General features: G+C 36.2%; 18 protein-coding genes. 11 read left to right on the top strand and 7 right to left on the bottom strand.

Features of this window, described 5'->3' with window-relative positions:
- The 5 genes from JGH11_RS08160 to JGH11_RS08140 form a co-directional block, all read left to right on the top strand.
- Positions 1 to 398, top strand: a 398-nt coding sequence (locus JGH11_RS08160; protein WP_201111088.1) for a DUF5856 family protein, incomplete at its 5' end; no start/stop codon positions are given.
- A 160-nt stretch (positions 399 to 558) separates the two neighbouring features.
- The gene (locus JGH11_RS08155) at positions 559 to 2,226 is read left to right on the top strand and encodes a formate--tetrahydrofolate ligase (RefSeq protein ID WP_201111087.1); all 1,668 of its coding nucleotides are present in this window, start codon (positions 559 to 561) and stop codon (positions 2,224 to 2,226) included.
- An 8-nt stretch (positions 2,227 to 2,234) separates the two neighbouring features.
- The gene (locus tag JGH11_RS08150; RefSeq protein WP_201111086.1) at positions 2,235 to 3,101 is read left to right on the top strand and encodes an N-acetylmuramoyl-L-alanine amidase-like domain-containing protein; all 867 of its coding nucleotides are present in this window, start codon (positions 2,235 to 2,237) and stop codon (positions 3,099 to 3,101) included.
- 4 nt (positions 3,102 to 3,105) lie between these two features.
- Positions 3,106 to 3,996, top strand: coding sequence for a CPBP family intramembrane glutamic endopeptidase (locus JGH11_RS08145; protein WP_201111085.1), 891 nt, complete (start codon positions 3,106 to 3,108; stop codon positions 3,994 to 3,996).
- A 36-nt stretch (positions 3,997 to 4,032) separates the two neighbouring features.
- On the top strand, positions 4,033 to 5,445 hold the full coding sequence (locus tag JGH11_RS08140) for an undecaprenyl-phosphate glucose phosphotransferase (protein ID WP_201111084.1): 1,413 nt from the start codon (positions 4,033 to 4,035) through the stop codon (positions 5,443 to 5,445).
- 7 nt (positions 5,446 to 5,452) lie between these two features.
- On the opposite strand, the gene mltG is transcribed toward JGH11_RS08140, so the two are convergent.
- Positions 5,453 to 6,472 (bottom strand): endolytic transglycosylase MltG, encoded by a 1,020-nt coding sequence (gene mltG, locus JGH11_RS08135; protein ID WP_201111083.1) that lies wholly within the window; start codon positions 6,470 to 6,472, stop codon positions 5,453 to 5,455.
- A gap of 3 nt (positions 6,473 to 6,475) precedes the next feature.
- Complete coding sequence (queA, locus tag JGH11_RS08130; RefSeq protein WP_201111082.1) at positions 6,476 to 7,726, bottom strand: tRNA preQ1(34) S-adenosylmethionine ribosyltransferase-isomerase QueA; 1,251 nt, start codon at positions 7,724 to 7,726, stop codon at positions 6,476 to 6,478.
- An 85-nt stretch (positions 7,727 to 7,811) separates the two neighbouring features.
- Between queA and JGH11_RS08125 the strand changes: the two genes are divergently transcribed.
- Genes JGH11_RS08125 through JGH11_RS08115 form a run of 3 tightly spaced genes read left to right on the top strand, consistent with a single transcriptional unit; the run spans position 7,812 to position 9,758 of the window.
- On the top strand, positions 7,812 to 8,846 hold the full coding sequence (locus tag JGH11_RS08125; protein ID WP_201111081.1) for a DUF2027 domain-containing protein: 1,035 nt from the start codon (positions 7,812 to 7,814) through the stop codon (positions 8,844 to 8,846).
- Positions 8,847 to 8,883: 37 nt separating this feature from the next.
- A complete protein-coding gene (locus JGH11_RS08120) occupies positions 8,884 to 9,468 on the top strand; it encodes an LEA type 2 family protein (protein ID WP_201111080.1) in 585 nt (194 codons plus the stop codon).
- 2 nt (positions 9,469 to 9,470) lie between these two features.
- Positions 9,471 to 9,758, top strand: coding sequence for a GNAT family N-acetyltransferase (locus tag JGH11_RS08115; protein ID WP_201111079.1), 288 nt, complete (start codon positions 9,471 to 9,473; stop codon positions 9,756 to 9,758).
- A 56-nt stretch (positions 9,759 to 9,814) separates the two neighbouring features.
- Here the strand turns inward: JGH11_RS08115 and JGH11_RS08110 are convergent, their stop codons facing one another.
- The 5 genes from JGH11_RS08110 to JGH11_RS08090 all read right to left on the bottom strand — a co-directional run bounded on the left by JGH11_RS08110 (position 9,815) and on the right by JGH11_RS08090 (position 14,090).
- Positions 9,815 to 10,453: a DUF3256 family protein gene (locus JGH11_RS08110; protein ID WP_201111078.1), complete on the bottom strand. Its 639-nt coding sequence runs from the start codon at positions 10,451 to 10,453 to the stop codon at positions 9,815 to 9,817.
- 82 nt (positions 10,454 to 10,535) lie between these two features.
- Positions 10,536 to 11,435, bottom strand: coding sequence for a DMT family transporter (locus tag JGH11_RS08105; RefSeq protein WP_201111077.1), 900 nt, complete (start codon positions 11,433 to 11,435; stop codon positions 10,536 to 10,538).
- A gap of 3 nt (positions 11,436 to 11,438) precedes the next feature.
- On the bottom strand, positions 11,439 to 12,602 hold the full coding sequence (gene nhaA, locus JGH11_RS08100; protein WP_201111076.1) for a Na+/H+ antiporter NhaA: 1,164 nt from the start codon (positions 12,600 to 12,602) through the stop codon (positions 11,439 to 11,441).
- A gap of 3 nt (positions 12,603 to 12,605) precedes the next feature.
- A complete protein-coding gene (gene truA / locus JGH11_RS08095; RefSeq protein ID WP_201111075.1) occupies positions 12,606 to 13,352 on the bottom strand; it encodes a tRNA pseudouridine(38-40) synthase TruA in 747 nt (248 codons plus the stop codon).
- Positions 13,353 to 13,424: 72 nt separating this feature from the next.
- Positions 13,425 to 14,090 carry a DUF5715 family protein gene (locus JGH11_RS08090; RefSeq protein ID WP_201111074.1) on the bottom strand — a complete coding sequence of 222 codons (666 nt, stop codon included), beginning with the start codon at positions 14,088 to 14,090 and terminating at the stop codon, positions 13,425 to 13,427.
- 176 nt (positions 14,091 to 14,266) lie between these two features.
- Between JGH11_RS08090 and JGH11_RS08085 the strand changes: the two genes are divergently transcribed.
- The 3 genes from JGH11_RS08085 to JGH11_RS08075 all read left to right on the top strand — a co-directional run bounded on the left by JGH11_RS08085 (position 14,267) and on the right by JGH11_RS08075 (position 21,087).
- Positions 14,267 to 15,058 (top strand): RNA methyltransferase, encoded by a 792-nt coding sequence (locus JGH11_RS08085; RefSeq protein WP_201111073.1) that lies wholly within the window; start codon positions 14,267 to 14,269, stop codon positions 15,056 to 15,058.
- A gap of 234 nt (positions 15,059 to 15,292) precedes the next feature.
- Positions 15,293 to 17,455: a polyribonucleotide nucleotidyltransferase gene (gene pnp, locus JGH11_RS08080; protein ID WP_201111072.1), complete on the top strand. Its 2,163-nt coding sequence runs from the start codon at positions 15,293 to 15,295 to the stop codon at positions 17,453 to 17,455.
- Between the two features lie 401 nt (positions 17,456 to 17,856).
- Positions 17,857 to 21,087, top strand: a complete 3,231-nt coding sequence (locus JGH11_RS08075) for a S41 family peptidase (protein WP_201111090.1) — start codon at positions 17,857 to 17,859, stop codon at positions 21,085 to 21,087.
- Positions 21,088 to 21,221: the final 134 nt, after the last annotated feature.

The raw sequence follows: 21,221 nt of genomic DNA, 5'->3' as shown, positions 1-21,221 counted from the left end.
CATCTACATTAAAAGAAAAAGGTTCTGCAACATTGAATGCAGAAATTGGTATTTTCCTCGGTAAGGTATTTTCATTCAATAGTAGTTTGAAGCTTTATCATTGGCATATAACAGGAAAAGGAAGTTATTCTCAACACATTGCTTTAGACCAGGCACTTGGTGATCTTCTTGATGTGACAGACCGTTTAGTGGAAACATCGTATGCTCTTAAAGGGGATCTGGATATTGTTATTCCTGAAACAAAGAATCCTTCTGATATTGTTAAGCATGCAGAAGAGTTTTTTAAATATACTGAAAGTCAGAGAGAGTTATTTGCAGAAGCATTTACTCAGGCAATAATTGACGACTATCAAGAAGCTATTCAGCAGTTATTATATCGTCTTAAAAGGTTGCAATAATATTGTAACTGAATTATCGGAAGAATTTTAGAATTAGGGCACTACCTTTAGGTGGTGTCCTAATTCGTTTTATGTAGTTAGTTTGTGGCTAAAATAAAAGGTAATTTGAATTATAAAAAATTGTATCTTTGCTGTCCTTAAATAGCAATAATAAAAATAAATGAAAACAGATATAGAAATAGCTTCAAGTATTAAATTAAATAATATCTCAGATATAGCAGCAAAAATAGGGGTCGATACAGAGGAGATACATAACTATGGTAAATATATTGCGAAGATACCTGTATCGCTTATAGATGAAAAAAAGATAAAACAAAGTAATCTTATTTTAGTTACAGCAATTACTCCTACAAAAGCTGGTATTGGAAAAACAACAACGTCTATAGGTTTGGCTTTAGGATTGAACAGAATAGGAAAGAAAGTTATTGTAGCATTGCGAGAACCATCTTTAGGCCCTTGCTTTGGAATGAAAGGAGGTGCCGCTGGCGGAGGTTATGCTCAGGTTCTTCCAATGGAAGATATTAATCTTCATTTTACGGGAGACTTTCATGCAATTACTTCTGCACACAACATGATAACAGCCTTATTAGATAATTATTTATATAGAAATAAAGGAACAGATCAATATCTTAAAGAGGTAGTTTGGAAAAGAGTGCTTGATGTCAATGATAGAAATCTCAGATATGTTGTAACTGGACTAAATGGTTCTGAGAACGGTACTCCTGCCGAAAGTGGATTTGAAATAACTCCGGCATCTGAAATAATGGCAATACTTTGCCTGTCGAAAGATATAGATGACTTGAAGAGACGTGTCGGGAATATAATTCTAGGCTATCTTGTTAATGGAGATCCCTTTACGGTTAAAGATCTAGGAGTTGCAGGTGCAATTACGGTATTGCTTAAAGATGCGATAAATCCTAACTTAGTGCAAACTACCGAACATTCGGCAGCAATAATTCATGGGGGGCCATTTGCCAATATAGCTCATGGTTGTAATTCGGTAATAGCAACTAAAATGGCTATGTCTTATGCCGATTATGTTGTTACAGAAGCTGGATTCGGAGCTGATCTGGGAGCTGAAAAATTCTTTAATATTAAATGTCGTAAGGCAGGCGTTTCTCCTAAACTTACTATTATTGTAGCTACTACTCAGGCATTGAAAATGCATGGTAATGTTCCTTTGTCTGAGATTAAGAATAAAAATATAGAGGGGCTAAAAAGAGGCTTTGCTAATTTGGATAAGCATATTCAGAATATGAAATCATTCGGGCAAAATATTCTTGTTGCTCTGAATAAATATAATTTCGATTCGGATGAAGAATTGTCTCTTATTGCAAGTCATTGTGAAGACCAAGGAGTTTTGTTTGCATTGAACGAATCGTTTGCTCATGGTGGAGAAGGATCGGAGTCTTTCGCCAAAATGGTTGTTGAGGCAATAGATAAAAAACCTTCACAGCAACTTCGGTTTACGTACAAGGAGGAAGATTCTATCGAATCTAAGATCAATAAAATTGCACAGCAAATATACGGTGCAGCGTCTGTAAAATTCGAAGCTAGGGCTGCAAAGAAACTTGCTTTGGTAGAGAGGCTAGGGGTGGCTCATTATCCGGTGTGTATTGCTAAAACTCAGTACTCTTTTTCGGACAATGCACATGCTTATGGGACGCCAAAAGAATTTTCTTTAACAATAAGTGACCTTATAATAAACAATGGAGCTGAATTTGTTGTTGCTATAGCAGGTAATATTATGCGTATGCCAGGATTACCTGCAGACCCTCAGGCTAAATATATTGATATTGTTGATGGTAATGTGATTGGACTAAGCTAAATAGTATAATGTCGAAAAAATTGAAGTTGTTCATATTCGTTTTTTTATTCTTGACCTTTTCTGGTCAGGTCTATGCTGAAGATATTATATGCACTCAAGCTGACAAGCAAATATTTGAGACATATGTAGAAGAATTCTCGCAGGAGGTAAATAAGCCATTGAATGAACTAATTATTTCTACCGCTAAATACTTCTTGGGTAGGCCATATGTTGCATCTACATTAGAATTGCACGATGAGGAACAATTAACCATAAATTTGCGAGAGTTCGATTGTACAACTTTTGTTGAAAATTGTATTGTTTTGTCAGAGGTAATTAAGTCGGGAGACCATTCATATAATAATTATTTACAAACACTACAATTAATGCGTTATAGAAATGGTCTTATCGATGGTTATACCTCTCGTTTGCATTATACCAGTGATTGGATTTTCGAAAATGAAAAACGTGGAGTCTTGAAGAATATAAGTAAACAAATTGGAGGAGAAGGCGTACGGAAAGATATAAACTTTATGACGCTGAAACCACAGTTATATAAGCATTTGAAAGATAATCCTCAAAATGTAAATAAGCTTAAGAGGATTGAGAAGAATATCAGAGAAAGAAATGTTTATGAAATACTTCCATTGGACAAAATCAATCAAAATCAGGATAAAATAAAAAACGGAGATATTGTTGTATTCGCAACTTCTGTAAATGGCCTTGACTATTCTCATATAGGAATTGCTTATTGGCAAGAAAAAGAATTGCATTTTATTCATGCTTCAAGTAAGTATAAAAAGGTTGTGATTGAAGATAAGACATTATTGAATTATTGTAAAGATTCCAAGAGCTGTACAGGTATTAGTGTTCTTAGGGTAATAAACAAAGAATAAAGTTATGAGTAACAATAAAAGCATATTATATAACATGGGAGGCTGGTCGCAGTTTTTCTTTCTCTGTTTTTTATCTTTTACCGGTTTAATGTTGGCTTCTTTCATTATTTTAATGACCATGTCCATGGATCAGATGATGAATTCTGCTAATTCGATGAGATTGGCAATGGCAATCCAGACGATTTTCTTATTTGTTATTCCTGCGTTATTATTTACATATTTATGCCAGGAAAAGCCTAAACATTACTTGAAGGTGGATGTCGATACCAATTATCTTTTATTATTTATTGCAATCATATTTATAATAGTCGCACAACCTCTTATTAATTCAATAAGTTATTATAACCAGCAGTTGGTTTTACCTGATTCAATGGCTTCAATCGAGCAATGGATGCGTGCAAGTGAAGATTCTGCACAGAAATCACTAAAATTATTGTTTACGGATAAAACTATATTTGGGCTAGTCTTTAATCTTTTAGTTCTTGCAATTGTCGCAGGTTTGGGAGAGGAGTTATTTTTCAGGGGATGTATACAACAAATAATACAAAAAGCCTTTGTTAATCGCCATGTTGCAATTTGGATTACTGCTATTATCTTTAGTGCAGTACATTTTCAATTTTATGGATTTGTACCTCGGGTGTTGTTAGGGGCATTACTTGGTTACCTATTTATTTGGTTAGGTAGTATCTGGGTTCCGGTAATAGTGCACACGGCTCATAATGCTATTAATGTAATATTGATGTATATATATTATGGCACTCCGGAATTCGATCAAATGGAAAATTTAGAGCTTGGGCAAAATGCCCCGTTTATAATAATTAGCTTAATATTGTCAGTTGCTACGTTATTCATGATTTACAGAAATAGAATAATAAGTAAAGAATCTGAGAACTAAATATTATATTTGTACTAATTGATTGCTAATTGAACTATGAATGTAAAGGAACGGAGAGAAGGATACGGATATCTCATTGATTGGATAATCCGTTTTGGAGACTTATTCTTGATAAATGTGTTCTTTTTGATATCTTATTGGATCTTCCTTCGGGAAGACTTAATCCCTGAAAGCCTACATTATAGGGAGAAAGTTATATCTTTTTTGTTGATTAACCTTTGCTATTTTATTACTTCTTCGTTTATTCGTTTTCGTATCGCATCTAATGTTGCATATTTAGATAAGATTGTGCAGCAATCTTCCGGATTTATTACTCTTTATGCAGTTTTATTGACCGCCGGTCTCTCTATTTTCAAAATAATAAATATACCTATTCTTCCATGGATCATCATTTTCTTTATTTTAGGTACGTTATTTATAGGATGGCATGTGTTATTCAGAATCTTGTTGAAATCATATAGGAGGAAAGGTTATAATTACAGACAAGTAATTATTGTAGGTGGTGGAGTAAATGCGATTAAGGTGTATAAATCATTGATAGGCAGTGATTTTGGATATAAGGTGTTGGGTTTTTTTGATGATAATATAGAAAAAAAAGAAGAACTTCCTAATTATTTAGGAAAGACGTCCGACGTAAAATCATATGCAGAATCTGTAAGGGTCGATGAGATATTTTGTACATTACCGGGTAGCCAAGACGACCTAATATATGACTTAATAAAGTTCTCTGAAAATAACATGATTCGATTCTATATGGTGCCCGAGTTTCATAAATATATAAAACGTCGTTTTACCTTACATTTTATAGAGTCTACTCCGGTTTTGAGTTTACGGTATGAGCCTTTGCAGCATTTCTCGAATAGATTTTTTAAAAGATGTTTCGATCTAATTTTTTCTATACTGGTTCTAAGTCTTATTTTCCCATTTATATATCTTATTTTCGGTGCAGTCATTAAATGGACATCTCCAGGCCCGGTATTTTTTAAACAAAAGAGAACAGGAATTAAAGGAAAAGAATTTTACTGTTATAAATTCCGATCGATGCGTCTGAATTCCGACGCAAATAAAAAACAAGCAGTAGAAGGTGATCCTAGAGTCACTAAGATAGGCCATTTTATGCGAAAGACGAGTATCGATGAACTTCCGCAGTTTATTAATGTCCTTAAAAATGATATGTCAGTAGTAGGCCCTCGTCCGCATATGTTACAGCATACTGACCTTTATAGCTCCCTGATTGATAAATTCATGGTACGACATCTTGTAAAACCTGGTATTACTGGGTGGGCACAAGTAACTGGCTGCAGAGGTGAGACAAAGATGGTTGAAGAAATGGAAGAGCGAGTAAAAAAAGACGTGTGGTATCTCGAGAACTGGACTTTCTTTCTCGACTTGAAGATTATTTATCTAACAGTCGCTAACGCAATAAAAGGAGATGATAAAGCCTTTTAATAAATCCTTATTTTATTCCTCTTTTGTTTAATTCGTTTCTGTATAGGGATGCATTTCTCTGGTGTTCGGAGAATGTTTTAGCAAAATTATGCCTTCCCGAGAAATCTTCTTTGGCACACATATATAAATAGTCGTGTGTTGCATGATTCAATACTGCTTCAAGACCTTTGATCGAAGGCATGCGAATTGGTCCTGGGGGAAGACCACTATACTTATATGTATTGTATGGTGAATCAATTTCTAAATGTTTGTTTAATATTCTACGTAAAGAGAAGTCTCCTACAGCAAACTTCACGGTTGGATCTGCCTGTAAAGCCTGACCTAACTGAAGTCGGTTGAGATATAGTCCTGCTACGATAGGGTATTCATCTGTATAGGTACATTCTTCTTCAACGATTGAAGCCAGAGTTGATACTTCGATAGAGGACAAATTTATTGTCTTGGCCTTAGCTAGACGATCTTCGTTCCAGTATTTGTTATATTCTTTATTCATTCGTTGCAGAAAACTATCTAGGCTAATATCCCAATAGAATTGATAAGTGTTAGGTATAAACATTGCAATTATGGTTTCTGTGGTAAAACCGAATGTATTACACTTTTCGGGATTCTTTAGCGTAGATAATAACTTTTCTTCATCTATCATCAATTGGTTGGAGATACGCTCCGAAAAATCTTCTTTGGTTCGGATGTTGTTAAAGGTGATATTTATAGGTGCTTGATGCCCACTTCGTAGATTTCGGATGAATGTAAGTATATTCATATCGGGAGTTACGGCATAGCGACCTGTTCTAAGATTACCTTTATAACCCATAGTAGATGCCAATATTTCAAAACTGGATATACTTTCTATCTTTGCACTATCTTTTAGCTCTTTCAAGAGGATGTTATAATCTTTTCTTTCGTCTATATAGATATAAGTAGTTTTTTTTATATCAAATCCAGTATTTATAATGCTGTATCCATAAGCAGCTACAGCTATACCTACGATTACAATAGTTAAGGTGATATATGAGATTGTTTTTTTCATCTTTTATTCTTTTAATAATAGAGAACTGTCTCCATAACTTAAGAAACGATAATTATTATCTAGAGCGTGTTTATATATACCTTGCCAACTATTACGGCTAGGAGTAGCACCATCTTCATCCACAAAAGCAGATACAAGCAAGAGAAGAGTACTTTTCGGTTGGTGAAAATTAGTCACAATTCCATCCACTATTTGATATGCATATCCGGGAGTAATAATGATTTGAGTCTCAGCAATAAGTGTATTCAGATTGTTTCTATCCAAGTACGAAATAATATTAGATAGGGCTTTTTCAGTAGATAATATTTTATTTGAGTTTTCTCTATACGGTTGCCACTGCATTACTTTTAGGGTTGAAGGATTTTCTTCTTTTTCAAGCAAAGTGCCTATATGGTATAGGCTTTCCAGTGTGCGCACAGATGTAGTACCTACTGCGATTACCTTTCCTGTATGGCTTAGCAGTTTTTCTATTACTTCTTTTTTTACCGAGATAAATTCGGAGTGCATTACATGGTCTTTTATTTGTTCAGATTTTACAGGTCTGAATGTTCCTGCGCCTACATGCAATGTAACTTCATCCGTCTTTATACCCTTTTTCTTTAGAGATTCAAAAACTTCTGGAGTAAAGTGTAATCCGGCTGTTGGAGCCGCAACCGAACCGTCTACTTTCGAATATATAGTTTGATATGTTTCTTTATCTTGTTCTTCGGTATCTCTGTTTAAATAAGGAGGTATAGGCAATTCTCCAATCGCTTCAAGTATCTCGGAAAAAGTAATTTGAGGATTATTCCACCTAAATTCTACAGTATGAGTGTCTACGAGCGATTGTAACCTGTTTGCACTGATTATTATCTTTTGCCCATTTACATCTATTTCCTTAACAAGTTCACCATCTTTCCATTTTTTCAGATTGCCTATAAGGCAAACCCAAGAGCAATATTCAGTCTGTTGAAAATTGAGTAAATAGTCATTCGGGGTATGTGGTTCCAAGCAGAATATTTCTATTTGGGCTCCTGTTATTTTTTGAAAGTGGAGACGTGCCTGAATAACCTTTGTATTATTAAAAATCATTAAACTATTTTCGGGGAGAAAAGAAGGCAGATCACTGAAATGAGCATCTGTGATTTCTCCATCTCTATAGACAAGAAGTTTTGAACTGTCTCGTTTTGATAAAGGATACTTCGCTATCCGGCTATCCGGTAAATCATAATTATAATCTTCGATACGAATATCTTGGGAAATAGATACGTCCACTTTTGTTTTTTTTATCCGACAAAAATAAGCAACTTTGTGCGAATAAAAAAGCTTCAGGAGAGGTTAACAAGAATAATTAGGAATTATGAAGACAGGAGATAAAGTCCGCTTTCTAAATACTACGGGAGGTGGTGTCGTGAAAGGGTTTCAAGGTAAAGATATCGCATTGGTTGAGGATGAAGAAGGGTTTGATATTCCAGTTCTTATTCGCGAATGTGTAGTAATAGAACCTGCTAATGATGCACAAGTGCGCCAGAGTTCAAAGCCGACGGTGGATGTACAGCAAAGCAATAGAACGAATGGTATTGAAGAATATAAAGTAGAAGAAACTAAAGAGGGGGAACAACTATCTGTGTTTTTGGCTTACTTGCCAATAGATATAAAGAGTCTTAGTACTACTAACTTTGAATGTTATTTGATAAACGATAGTAATTATTATTTGTCATATAACTACATGACAAGAAGTGATGAAGGGTGGTTGAGCAGAAATATAGGAATAATAGAGCCAAATACCAGACTGTTTCTTGAAGAGTTTAATAAAGCGGAACTGAATGATTTGGAACGTATTTGCTTGCAGTTTTTTGCATATAAGAAAGATAGGCGTTTTACTCTTAAAAACTCATATTCAGTAGAACTGCATCTGGATACTGTTAAGTTCTATAAATTGCATAGTTTTAAAGAGAATGATTATTTTGAAGATGAGGCAATCATATATCCAATGGTACGCCGTGATTTGGCTGAGAAAGAATTGGTGATTTGGGCTGAAGAGATAGAAATGGCTATAAAGCAAAAGGAACAACGTCCTCGTATACAACCAATAGTAAAAAAGGCTACAAACAGTATTCTCGAAATAGATTTGCATGCTAATGAACTTTTAGATAATACAAATGGTTTATCTTCCAGTGATATTCTAGAGTATCAGTTGACAAAAGTTCGTGAAGTAATGGATGAGAATAGGAAGAATAAAGGTCAAAAGATCGTGTTTATACATGGTAAAGGAGATGGAATTTTAAAAAAAAACATACTAAAAGAACTCAGTACAAATTATAAATCAGCCTATTTTCAGGATGCATCTTTTCGAGAATACGGTTATGGTGCAACAATGGTAACAATAAAATAAATACATAAACTACAAAATAAAATTATTATCAAACGAAATGAAAAAGAGAATTTTAGCATTATTATTCGTTGTGACTACTTTGGTTAGCTGCGATACTATTCAACAAGGCTTGTCAAGCACATATAATCTTATTAATTGTGAGTATAATTATAAGTCAATTACAGGGTTGACTGTTTCGGGTATGAATCTTTCAAACGGATTATCCCTGACGTCCATCCCTAAAATTACATCTATATTAAGTGGTTCAGCTACTTCTATTCCCCTTAATTTCACACTGAATTTAGATGTAAAGAATCCCAATGAGTCAGCCGCAATGTTGAACGGGTTACAGTATATTATCAGTATTGATGATATTCAATTCACTACCGGATCGGTAAATCAAACATTGAATATTGCTTCGGGACAGACTCAAACATTACCTTTATCTATTGGAGTAGATTTGGCTACATTGATGAAAAACAATTCGAAAGATGCCGTTACAGAAATAGCTAAGAATTTTTTAGGTATCGGTTCTAAGAAGTCGAATGTTACGTTACAATTAAAGCCGACATTTAAGATTGGAAATACTCCTATAACATCACCCGTTTACATACCTGTAAGTTTTAGTTTTGGAGGAAAATAATTATGGAATACAATATCATTCATAATGAAGAGAAAAGCCGTTTCGAAACAGAAGTTGAAGGCTTGTTATCTCTCGTTGATTATCGTAAGAGAGGAAATGTTTTCCTGGTCACACATACCGAAGTGCCATTGCGTCTGGAAGGTAGAGGGATTGCTGCTGCTTTGACAAAAGCGCTGTTGGATCATATTCGTAAAAGTGGATATAAAGTATGTCCTATTTGTCCATATACGAAGATATATATTCAACGACATCCGGAGTATGAAGATATTGTAGCAGAACACGAAGAATAAAACAAAGAGGAGGATCTTTTGATCCTCCTCTTTGTTTTATTAGCGAAATAAATCTCTTATCTTTTATATGATGTTTTGTCCCATGTAAAGGTTATAGGATCTTCGATCAGATAAGGTTGTATTTTTTTATAATCTTCTTCCGACAGATAATTCTTTATATCGTACTCTATTTTCATAGAGTTGTCCGTTGGAGATAATGTGACTTTTATTGGATTCATATCTAGATATTTGTAGGCATTCTCAAATTCTTGGTTGTTTTGATCGATATCAGTTTTTATAAAAATACTCTTATTTATTTTAGGCAATAGGTCTCCTTGCACTATAGGAAGCCATTTTGTAGTGTAAAATTGTATTTGGCTGTCGCAGATTTTATTGCAAACTGTTTTAACTACACATATTATTTTCGAGTCGTTAACCAATGGTAATAACTTTATCTGGGTAGTTCCTGCCTCAGATGTTTGCAATGAAATGAAATCATCAGAAATAGCCAGTCTTTTTAATTCTGAAAAAGTACCTCTATCTATTTTCAGTTCAGTTGTGTCATCAGGATTTGATATCAGTAAGTTTTTTTGTGCAGCTTCCAACCCCAATATAATGTTTTCGGGCATGGTAAGGAGGACACTTCCTATTTCTTGCCCTGACACATTGATTAGGGTAGTTATGAATAGTATAATTGAGAATATGATTTTTTTCATACTTTACTAATATGAGTATATGTTATAATTATATGATACTTCCTAAGGTCTTCCCACTTTGATTGCAAATGAGTTTCAACCATTATTTCGACCCCAAATATAGGAAAAACATTGCGACTACAATCAATGCGAGATCAATAGCTTTCCCTTTTAAGTTTTTTTCATGGAAAAATAATACTCCTCCGGCAAAAGATACAAGGACGCTACTTCGTCTTACCATGGAAACGATCGATATCATTGCATCAGTATCCGTCAGTGCATAAAAGTAGACAAAATCTGCAATGGTAAGGAATATGGACACTAATATAATGCTCCATCTCCATTGGAAAGGTGTATTCTTTGTTCGCGTAGGATACCATAATATGATCATTATTATCCCCATCAGTATGCATTGATAAGTATTAAACCAATATTGAACGGCAGTTGAACTAAATCGCTGCATAAGATATTTATCGTACAATCCGCTAATTGCACCAGCTATTGAAGCCAATATCATGAAAAATATCCATTTGTTTTTATGGAAGCTGATACCTTCTTTTTTTCCTGAGAGTGATAACAGGAAGAAAGATATAATCGTTATTATCACACCTATCCACTGATAAAGATTCAGTCGCTCTCCAAATATAAATAGAGCTCCAAGTAAGGTCATGACAGGGCGTGTAGCGTTAATCGGCCCTGTAATAGTAAGAGGGAGGTGCTTAATGGCAAAATAACCGAATATCCATGAGGTGAGTACAATAACAGATTTTATGAAAATATATCCATGGGTTTCAACTGAAACGGAAGGTACATATCCTATTGTTCCGGATAATACATCGGGCGATATTTTTGATATAAGAACAAGAGGAAGTAGTAATAGGGAGCAAAATAATGTATTGAGAAATAATACAGGGATAACTGCATTGTTGTGCACCGACTTCTTTTTGCTGATATCATAGCATCCCAAGAAGAATGCAGAAACAAATGCAAGAACTAACCACATGTTTTATTGTTTGTTTTCTTTATTTAAAACATAATTCAGCCAGGTATACCCGATAATACCTGAAGCCAGAGAGGCCAATAAAATCATTAGCTTCGACTCGTTGATATAGTGTACATCTCCTTTGAATGCGAGAAGGGTGATGAATATAGACATTGTAAACCCGATGCCACCAAGCATACCTGCTCCTAGCATCCCATTCCATTTTACACCTCTAGGCAGTGAACAAAGACCACTTTTGACTGAAATAAAGCTGAACAAGGTTATGCCTAACGGCTTTCCGACTATCAGACCTGATAGTATGCCTAGAGCGAATGGTTCGCCTATCGATTGATCCCAGTTACCCTCGATTACCATTGCTGTATTGGCTAAAGCAAATAGAGGTAATATGATAAATGCTACTGGGTAGTGTAGTGCATGTTGCATCTTATTAGACAGACATTTGGGATCTCTTTTTTTGAATGGGATTGTTATTGCGAATAAAACGCCGGCTATAGTCGCATGTATGCCCGAATGGAGCATAAAATACCACATTGCTATACCTCCAATGATATATATTATCATATTAGTTACATGAAACTTCTTATTAAGCAGAAGCAGTATCCCAAATATAGCTAGAGCAATGAGCAGACTTATCCACGAAAGAGATGTTGTATAGAATATTGCAATAACAACAATTGCTCCAAGATCGTCTATAACAGCCAATGCCGTAAGAAATACTTTGAGAGATGTAGGAACACGATTACCTAGTAACGATAATATTCCTAAGGCGAAGGCGATGTCTGTTGCCATAGGTATTCCAAAGCCGGCATGGGTGTCTGTGCCAAAGTTGAATGCCATATATATTCCTGCCGGGATAATCATTCCTCCTAATGCACCCGATACAGGCAACATGGCACGTTTTAGGTTTGATAGTTCTCCCTCATGTATTTCTTGAATTAACTCTAGACCTACTAGTAGGAAGAAAATAGCCATTAGTCCGTCATTTATCCATTCGGCAACCGAATGGCTCCCTAAATGGAAGTTCCAAGCAGAAAGATAGCTCTGTCCTAAGCTTGAGTTGGCTAAAAGGATGGAAATCAAAGTACATATTATAAGCGTTAGTCCTCCGGACTTTTCACTTTCCATGAAATTCTTTAAAGTTCTTCCGCTCAAAAGATTTTTACTCATCAACTATATAAATATATGGTTATCATATTCTACTTCTTCAAGAAACAAGGCATGGGCGGGAACTGAAGTTCCAGCTGCTCCTCTGTCTTTTGCTTCTATTATTTGGCGCATATCATCGATGCTTATTTTACCCCTTCCTGCTTCAAGCAATGTTCCTACTACAGAACGTACCATATTGCGAAGAAACCGGTCTGCTTTGATGGTGAAGATATAATCATTGTCTTGCTTTTCCCATTTAGCGATCATTATTTTGCAGTTATTTGTCTTCACGTCAGTATGTAATTTACTGAAACTGGTAAAGTCCACATATTCGAACAAGATATTGGCACAAGCATTCATCATTTCCATATCCAAATCTCCGAAGATCTTATATTTCAAATGATGTAGGAAAGGATCTTTCACGGTTGTAATGTAGTATTTGTACAGCCTTGATATCGCGTCGAAACGGGCATGGGCATCAGGCTTTACTTCCACTACTTTGTATACAGAAATATCTTTAGGGAGAATGCTGTTTAATCTTTTAGTTATTTCAATTGGATCGAAATCTCGCTCGCTATCGAAATGAGCTGTCATTAAACGGGCATGCACTCCTGCATCGGTACGTCCTGCACCAACAATAGGGGTAGGTGTTCGCAGTAGAATAGCTAATGCACTTTCAAGAGATTCCTGTACCGACATCCCATTCGGTTGAATTTGCCAGCCGCAATACTTTTCTCCGTTATATGTCAGATATATAAAATAACGTTTCATCTTTTATCGTTAGTAAATTAGCTGATATATAAATTCGATAGTTTACTGATTTACTAACATGTAAATTATCGATTATCTTACTGTAATATGAAAACAAGACTGTTTCCGCTCGTGCTTAATATAGCATCTGTCCCGTTCGCGTAAATCATGTAAAACTTGGCCTAATATTGCTTTGAGCCTCCCATCATCAAGTGTTCGTGGATCAGAAGAATCGATCTTTTCGAAACGTGTCCATGCAATATCGAAAGTTGTTCCATATCTATGAGCTGAGTTTTCACTCGCGTTTCTATTTCTTTTCGATAAACCAGTTACATCATCATCTGTACGAGTGATACTTGTAATAATAGGTTTATACATTGCCATCTTTTTACTTATAAGCGAATCCCTAAAATTAAGACATATATCAGAAAGTAGAGTTGCGGCTTTAGGTACAAGAAATGGCATCGAATGCTTCAATCTGTCAATTTTATATATTGAAAGCTCATTTGGAATCCGTATTAACTTGCCTTCATATAATGCTGTATCTGCTCTCGATACTAAAGGACCTACTCCATTTGCCATAGCCGCTGCTATATGTAAATCTTGTAAATCACCAAATGTTTTATTGTAATTCCCGTTGAATCTTGTATATTTCTTTATACTGCCAGTTTCATTTCCATTATCGTCACTATTTCGTTCTTTTGACCCACAACTTACCATTGAAAGAATACCCATCAGCAGTATCCAGATATGTTTCATATTTATAAAAAGCTTATTTTGTGTAAAATAAAACGCGCGTACTCTTTTCGAATCTGCTGTTTTGTATAACTATTTTCTTCTTTATTTTTATTTTTCGCATACAAAGGTACAAAATAACAGGCTTTTGTCTATAATTAATCTCTATTTTTGCATTTCAATAACTGTATTACCAAAAGATGGAAAAGATAACAAGCCTTCAAAATTCCAGAATAAAGAATATTGTAAAACTTGCGAGAAGTAAAGAACGTAAAGAGCAGAATCTTTTTTTAATAGAAGGTGCTCGGGAATTAAGCCTTGCATTAAAGGCAAATTATGAGATTGATTCTGTTTTCGTCTGCCCTGATCTCTTCGAGAGAACGGAATATCCAAGCGTACTTAATAATATTCCCGAAAATAAACTATATGAAGTATCGAATGCAGTTTTTGAGAAGATAGCTTATCGTGAAGGTTCGGATGGATTATTAATTCTGGGCAGACCTCAGATACATACTTTGGCGAACCTGAAGTTGTCAGATAATCCATTTATTATAATACTTGAAGCTGTAGAGAAACCCGGAAATCTTGGGGCAATACTTCGAACAGCAGATGCTGCACGGGCCGATGCCGTTATTGTTTGCGATCCTGCCACAGATCTTTATAATCCTAATGCTATACGATCAAGCGTAGGTTGTTTGTTTACGGTGCAGACCGCAGTTTGTTCTTCGCAAGAAGCTCTAAATTACTTAGCGAGTAAAGGAATAAAATCATTTGCAGCCGAATTACGAGCTTCACAATGGTATCAAAATACAGACTTTACCATTCCATCGGCAATTATCATGGGTACAGAAGCTGATGGGCTGACAAACTTTTGGCTCGACAATGCTGATGCCCGCATAAAGATACCGATGAGAGGTAAAATTGATTCACTCAATGTGTCGGTCTCTACAGCTGTATTGACGTTTGAGGCAATGAGGCAGAGAGGATTTTAAAGAATACTTTAGCTCCCTAAAAGTAAGCTCTCCGTGTTTACTAGGAAGTTGATTCTATTAGCAAAGCCTTGTGGGAAGAGAAAATGACTGAGAATATTATACTTCTGATATTTTCAGTTAAGATGGTATTGTTGCCATAAATAGCCTCGTTGTAGAATTCAGGTATCCATCCCTCTAATTTTCAAAAACTTTGCTTACCTTTGTGCGATTTTAAGAAGTTTAGAAAAAATATTTATGATGAATCCGATTACAAAGAGTATCGATTTAGGTGATGGAAGGACTATCACCATTGAAACCGGCAAACTAGCGAAACAAGCTGATGGCTCTGTTATGTTGCGTATGGGTAATACCATGTTGCTTGCTACAGTTTGTGCAGCTAAAGATGCAAAGCCGGATGTTGATTTTATGCCACTGCAAGTGGAGTATAAAGAGAAGTTTGCCGCTTACGGCCGTTTCCCGGGAGGTTTCCTTCGTAGGGAAGGACGTGCGTCTGATTATGAAATATTGGTATGCCGTTTGGTAGACCGAGCTTTACGTCCTTTATTTCCGGACGATTATCATGCTGAAGTATTTGTTAATATAATTCTGTTTTCTGCCGATGGCGAGGATATGCCAGATGCATTGGCCGGATTAGCAGCATCTGCCGCTTTGGCTGTATCTGATATTCCTTTTAATGGACCGATTTCTGAGGTTAGAGTTGCTCGCGTCGACGGGCAGTTTGTACTCAATCCTACATTCAAACAGCTTGAACAGGCTGATATGGATATTATGGTAGGTGCTACTATTGATAATATTATGATGGTAGAAGGCGAATTCAAAGAAGTTTCGGAAGCAGAAATGCTTGAAGCTATTAAAGTAGCTCATGAAGCTATTAAAGTTCAGTGTCAAGCTCAGATAGAATTGATGGAAGCTGTTGGTAAAACAGTAAAACGTGAATACTGTCACGAGAATAATGATGAAGAATTACGTAAAGATGTATGGGCTAAATGCTATGATAAAGCTTATGCAGTAGCTACATCTTGCAATACTAATAAACACGAACGTGGCGATAATTTTGCTGCAATTGTAGAAGAATACAAAGCTGGTCTTACAGAAGAAGAGTTAGCTGAAAAAGGAACTTTAATCTCTCGTTACTACCACGATGTAGAGAAAGAAGCTATGCGCCGTTCTATCCTTGATGAAGGTAAGCGTCTTGATGGCCGTTCTACAACTGAAATTCGTCCTATTTGGAGCGAGGTGGATTATCTGCCGGGAGCCCATGGATCTGCAATATTTACTCGTGGTGAAACTCAATCATTAACGACTGTAACATTGGGAACTAAACTTGATGAGAAGATCATTGATGATGTATTAAATAACGGTAAAGAACGATTCTTATTACACTATAATTTCCCTCCATTCTCTACAGGCGAAGCAAGACCTCAGCGTGGAGTTGGACGTCGCGAAGTTGGTCATGGAAATCTGGCGCACCGTGCTTTGAAACCTATGATCCCTTCAGATTATCCATATGTTATCCGAGTTGTATCTGATATTCTCGAATCAAATGGATCATCTTCAATGGCTACAGTTTGTGCCGGAACATTGGCGTTGATGGATGCAGGGGTACAGATTAAGAAGCCTGTGACAGGTATTGCGATGGGACTTATCTCGGAGAAGAAAGGAACTAATTTTGCAGTCCTTTCAGATATACTTGGAGACGAAGACCATTTAGGAGATATGGATTTTAAAGTGTGTGGAACTAAAGATGGTATTACTGCTACTCAGATGGATATCAAAGTAGACGGATTATCGTTCGAAATACTTGAGAAGGCCTTAAATCAAGCGCGTGAAGGACGTTTGCATATTATGGGTAAGGTACTAGAGACATTGCCGGCTCCACGAGAAGATTTCAAAGAGAATGCTCCTCGTATCGAAGTTATTATGATACCGAAAGAATTCATTGGAGCTGTTATCGGGCCTGGAGGTAAGATAATACAAGGAATCCAGGAAGAAACCGGTGCTGTGGTGACTATTGAGGAGATTGATAATCAGGGTCGTGTTGAAGTTTCTGCTAACAATAGAACATCAATTGAGGCAGCGATGAATAAAATTAAAGGTATTGTTGCTGTTCCTGAAATAGGTAAAGTGTATGAATGTAAAGTACGTTCTATAATGCCTTATGGAGCATTCTGCGAATTCCTTCCGGGAAAAGACGGATTACTTCACATTTCTGAGATTTCATGGGATCGTATCGATGATATGGAAAAAACAGGAATTAAGGAAGGTGATATAATGGAGCTTAAGTTGGTGGATATAGATCCAAAATCGGGCAAGATCAAGCTTTCTCGAAAAGCGCTTCTTCCTCGTCCGCCAAGACCTGAAAGGCCTCTTCAAAAGAACAATGACGGAAATAATTAATCTATCACTATATGTAAAATTAGGGCAGCTTTAAGGGCTGTCCTTTTTTATTGCTCATATCATCGTAATTGGTAATTATTGTTTGTCATGAGTGATACTAAAATAAGTAAAGGAGATAGAGTGCTTATAAGTGACAATAATATTCTAAAGATTCTATATAGCGTAAGCATAAGGTTGGAGCTAATTTTAACTAAAAGGTGACAAAAGTTACAGTTTTTAGATTTTTTCTCAATTAAACCCGATCCTCATCCAGACCTTTACTTTAGGGCTCAATACCAATATAGATAAAAATATATTATTCCGCTAAATCTTAAGCTACTAAGAAAAAGCATCTGAAACTATATTACTTTTCAAGGCAAAGACATTAACTTTGTTTTCTTACTAAATGAAACAGCTTATATATTATGAAAAAAATCATCCTATCCTTACTAATATCAATGGTATTCATGCCTTTGATATTTGCCCAGGAAGCAAGGCTGCTACGCTTCCCCTCGACAAACGGACAAGAAATAGTTTTTTCTTATGCAGGCGACTTATATAAAGTCTCAATCAGAGGAGGTGAAGCTAAGCGACTTACTTCGCATGTTGGATATGAAATGTTTCCTAAATTCTCACCTGATGGTAAAACGATTGCTTTTACAGGACAATATGATGGAAATACAGAAGTATTCACGATTCCATCCAATGGAGGCGAACCTTTGCGTATCACTTATACTGCAACAAATGGCCGTGATGACCTGGGTGACCGCATGGGGCCAAATAATATAGTCATGACATGGACTCCCGATGGGAAGAATATCGTGTACAGAAATCGTATTGGCGATGGATTTACAGGAAAGCTATATCAAGTGAATAATGAAGGAGGGTTGTCTAATGTTATACCACTGCCTGAAGGTGGTTTTTGCAGCTATTCTCCTGATGGGAAGAAGTTAGCCTACAATCGTGTAATGCGTGAATTCCGTACATGGAAATATTATAAGGGTGGTATGGCTGATGATATCTGGATATATGATCCATCGGCGAAGTCGATAGAAAATATAACCAATAATGATGCGCAAGACATTATGCCAATGTGGATTGGCGACGATATTTATTTCATTTCCGATAGGGATCGCATAATGAATGTTTTTGTTTATAACACAAAGACAAAACAAACCAATAAGGTCACCAACTTTACTGAATATGATGTGAAATTTCCAAGCCATAACGGAAATGTTATAGTTTTTGAAAACGGAGGTTATATTTACAAATTGGATGTAACAAGCAAACAGCCTGAGAAAATCAATATATCTTTATCTTCAGATAATATTTATGCGCGGAGTGACATTAAAAACGGAGAGAAGTATCTTCGGGCAATGAGTATTTCTCCTGACGGAGAACGCTTAGCTGTTACTACCCGTGGGGAAGTATTTAATATTCCGGCAGAAAAAGGAGTAACAAAAAACATAACCCGTTCCCCTGGTGCTCACGATCGTAATGCGCAATGGTCTCCTGATGGAAAATCAATCGCTTATATATCTGATGCTACAGGTGAAACAGAATTATATCTGCAAGAAGCAATAGGGTCTGCACCTATACAACTAACAAAAAACAACGATACCTACATACGTAATTTTGAATGGAGTCCCGATTCTAAATCTATAGTTTATACAGATCGAAAAAATAGAATAAACTTACTGGATATAGCATCAAAGCAAAAATCGGTATTATTACAAGATCCAGCCGGGGAACCACAAGGCGTGACATTCTCACCTGATAGTAAATGGTTGGCATATAGTCGTATGGAGGCGAATGAATTTAATGTAGTTTATGTCTTCAATATTACTGATAAAAAGGAATATGCTGTCACTGATAAATGGTATGAGTCTTATTCTCCTGCTTTTAGTAAAGATGGGAAGTATCTGATATTTACATCTGCTCGCGATTTTAATCCTATGTATGGTACAAAAGAGTGGAATCACATATATCAGGCATCTAACGGTATTTATTTGGCATTGCTATCAAAAGACACTTCTTCTCCGTTTCTGGAAAAAGACGCTATTGTAAAAATAGAAAGTGCTGACACTCCAAAAGATGATAAAAAGAAGCTCGATGCTGAGAAAAAAGAAACCGAAAACCTTGTTAAAATCGATATTGAAGGAATTGCTGACAGGATTATAAAATTGCCTGTTGCCCCAGCATATTACTGGGGCTTTTATGCTGATGGTGATAAGGTATATTATAATAAGCAAGGTGCAGTTTTAGTTTTTGACCTAAAAAAGCAAAAGGAAGAGACGATAACCGAAGGTGCAGCATTGTATATGAATAATCATGATAAAAAAGCATTATTCTTAAAAAACAATCAGATTTTTGTAATGAATCTCCCGGCATCAAAAGTGGAGCTAAAAGACCCGGTTAATTTATCGAATATGAAAATTCAGACTGACTATCCTCAGGAGTGGGCACAAATATTCGATGAAGCGTGGCGTGTATATCGTGATGGGTTTTATGTGGAAAATATGCATGGAGTAGATTGGAAGGCGATAAAAGAAAAGTATTCCGTCCTATTGCCTTATGTGAAGACTCGTTTAGATCTGAATTATATAATAGGAGAAATGATAGGAGAGTTAAATTGTGGACATGCATATGTAAATCCGGGAGAACTTGATCGTCCTGAACGCATAAGTACCGGATTGTTAGGGGCTGAAATATACCGAGACAATAGTGGCTTCTTCCGTATCGAAAAAATATTGCAAGGAGCCTCTTGGAACAAAAAATTACGTTCTCCATTAACTGAGGCGGGTATAGATGCTAAAGTCGGCGACTTTATTGTAGCTATAGACGGGATACCGACAAATAGCGTAAAAGATATGTTTTCTCTTTTGGTTGGTAAAGCCGAAGTCCCTACCGAGATATCATTAAATAGTAAAGCTCAATTAGATGGGGCCCGTAAAATAGTAATAAGTCCGTTAACAGAAGAACACTCTCTGTATCACTACCAATGGGTGCAAAGTAATATAAAGAAAGTTGAAAAGGCCTCGAATGGCAAAATAGGATATATTTATATTCCTGATATGGGACCGGAGGGATTAAATGAATTTTCCCGTTATTTTTATCCTCAACTTGATAAAGAAGGCTTGATAATTGACGACCGTGCAAATGGAGGAGGTAATGTGTCGCCTATGATACTCGAACGTCTTTCTCGAGAACCGTATCGTCTGACTATGCGCCGCGGTTCAAATCGTATTGGAACAGTTCCTGATGCAGTACAAGTAGGACCTAAAGTATGTTTGATTAATAAATATTCGGCTTCTGACGGAGATTTATTCCCTTGGGGATTCCGTGCTTTAGGACTGGGTAAACTGATAGGAACACGTACATGGGGTGGTATTGTAGGTATTTCCGGTTCAATGCCATTTATCGATGGCACTGATATACGTGTCCCTTTCTTTACGAGTTATGATGCCAAAACAGGACAATGGATTATTGAGAATCATGGTGTAGACCCGGATATACTAATCGATAACGATCCGATCAAAGAATGGAATGGAGAAGATCAACAACTCGACAGAGCGATAGAAGAGGTTATGAAAGATCTGAAAAATAGACAACCGCTGAAGCCTGTACCGGCACCGAGAGTCTGGAACAAGTAGAGAGCAGATAGTCTTATAATCTTTATAATAAGTAAAGTACAGCGAAGGTACCTTAATAATATAAGGGTCTTTCGCTGTACTTTTTTATAAGAGCGTTACCATAAGGGGGAGAGGCTGTTTTTAACAAAGAGTTC

Origin of the sequence: Dysgonomonas sp. Marseille-P4677 (assembly GCF_016652235.1) — a bacterium.
GTDB lineage: Bacteria > Bacteroidota > Bacteroidia > Bacteroidales > Dysgonomonadaceae > Dysgonomonas.
This window is presented reverse-complemented; position numbering and strand designations above follow the sequence as displayed.

Bases quoted from the DNA above. Each gene is read 5' to 3' on its own strand.
- truA (WP_201111075.1), bottom strand. From the start codon at position 13,352: ATGAAACGTTATTTTATATATCTGACATATAACGGAGAAAAGTATTGC.
- mltG (WP_201111083.1), bottom strand. From the start codon at position 6,472: ATGAAAAAAACAATCTCATATATCACCTTAACTATTGTAATCGTAGGT.
- JGH11_RS08090 (WP_201111074.1), bottom strand. From the start codon at position 14,090: ATGAAACATATCTGGATACTGCTGATGGGTATTCTTTCAATGGTAAGT.
- JGH11_RS08120 (WP_201111080.1), top strand. From the start codon at position 8,884: ATGAAAAAGAGAATTTTAGCATTATTATTCGTTGTGACTACTTTGGTT.
- JGH11_RS08085 (WP_201111073.1), top strand. From the start codon at position 14,267: ATGGAAAAGATAACAAGCCTTCAAAATTCCAGAATAAAGAATATTGTA.
- JGH11_RS08150 (WP_201111086.1), top strand. From the start codon at position 2,235: ATGTCGAAAAAATTGAAGTTGTTCATATTCGTTTTTTTATTCTTGACC.
- pnp (WP_201111072.1), top strand. From the start codon at position 15,293: ATGATGAATCCGATTACAAAGAGTATCGATTTAGGTGATGGAAGGACT.
- JGH11_RS08155 (WP_201111087.1), top strand. From the start codon at position 559: ATGAAAACAGATATAGAAATAGCTTCAAGTATTAAATTAAATAATATC.
- JGH11_RS08145 (WP_201111085.1), top strand. From the start codon at position 3,106: ATGAGTAACAATAAAAGCATATTATATAACATGGGAGGCTGGTCGCAG.
- JGH11_RS08125 (WP_201111081.1), top strand. From the start codon at position 7,812: ATGAAGACAGGAGATAAAGTCCGCTTTCTAAATACTACGGGAGGTGGT.
- JGH11_RS08115 (WP_201111079.1), top strand. From the start codon at position 9,471: ATGGAATACAATATCATTCATAATGAAGAGAAAAGCCGTTTCGAAACA.
- JGH11_RS08110 (WP_201111078.1), bottom strand. From the start codon at position 10,453: ATGAAAAAAATCATATTCTCAATTATACTATTCATAACTACCCTAATC.
- nhaA (WP_201111076.1), bottom strand. From the start codon at position 12,602: ATGAGTAAAAATCTTTTGAGCGGAAGAACTTTAAAGAATTTCATGGAA.
- JGH11_RS08140 (WP_201111084.1), top strand. From the start codon at position 4,033: ATGAATGTAAAGGAACGGAGAGAAGGATACGGATATCTCATTGATTGG.
- JGH11_RS08105 (WP_201111077.1), bottom strand. From the start codon at position 11,435: ATGTGGTTAGTTCTTGCATTTGTTTCTGCATTCTTCTTGGGATGCTAT.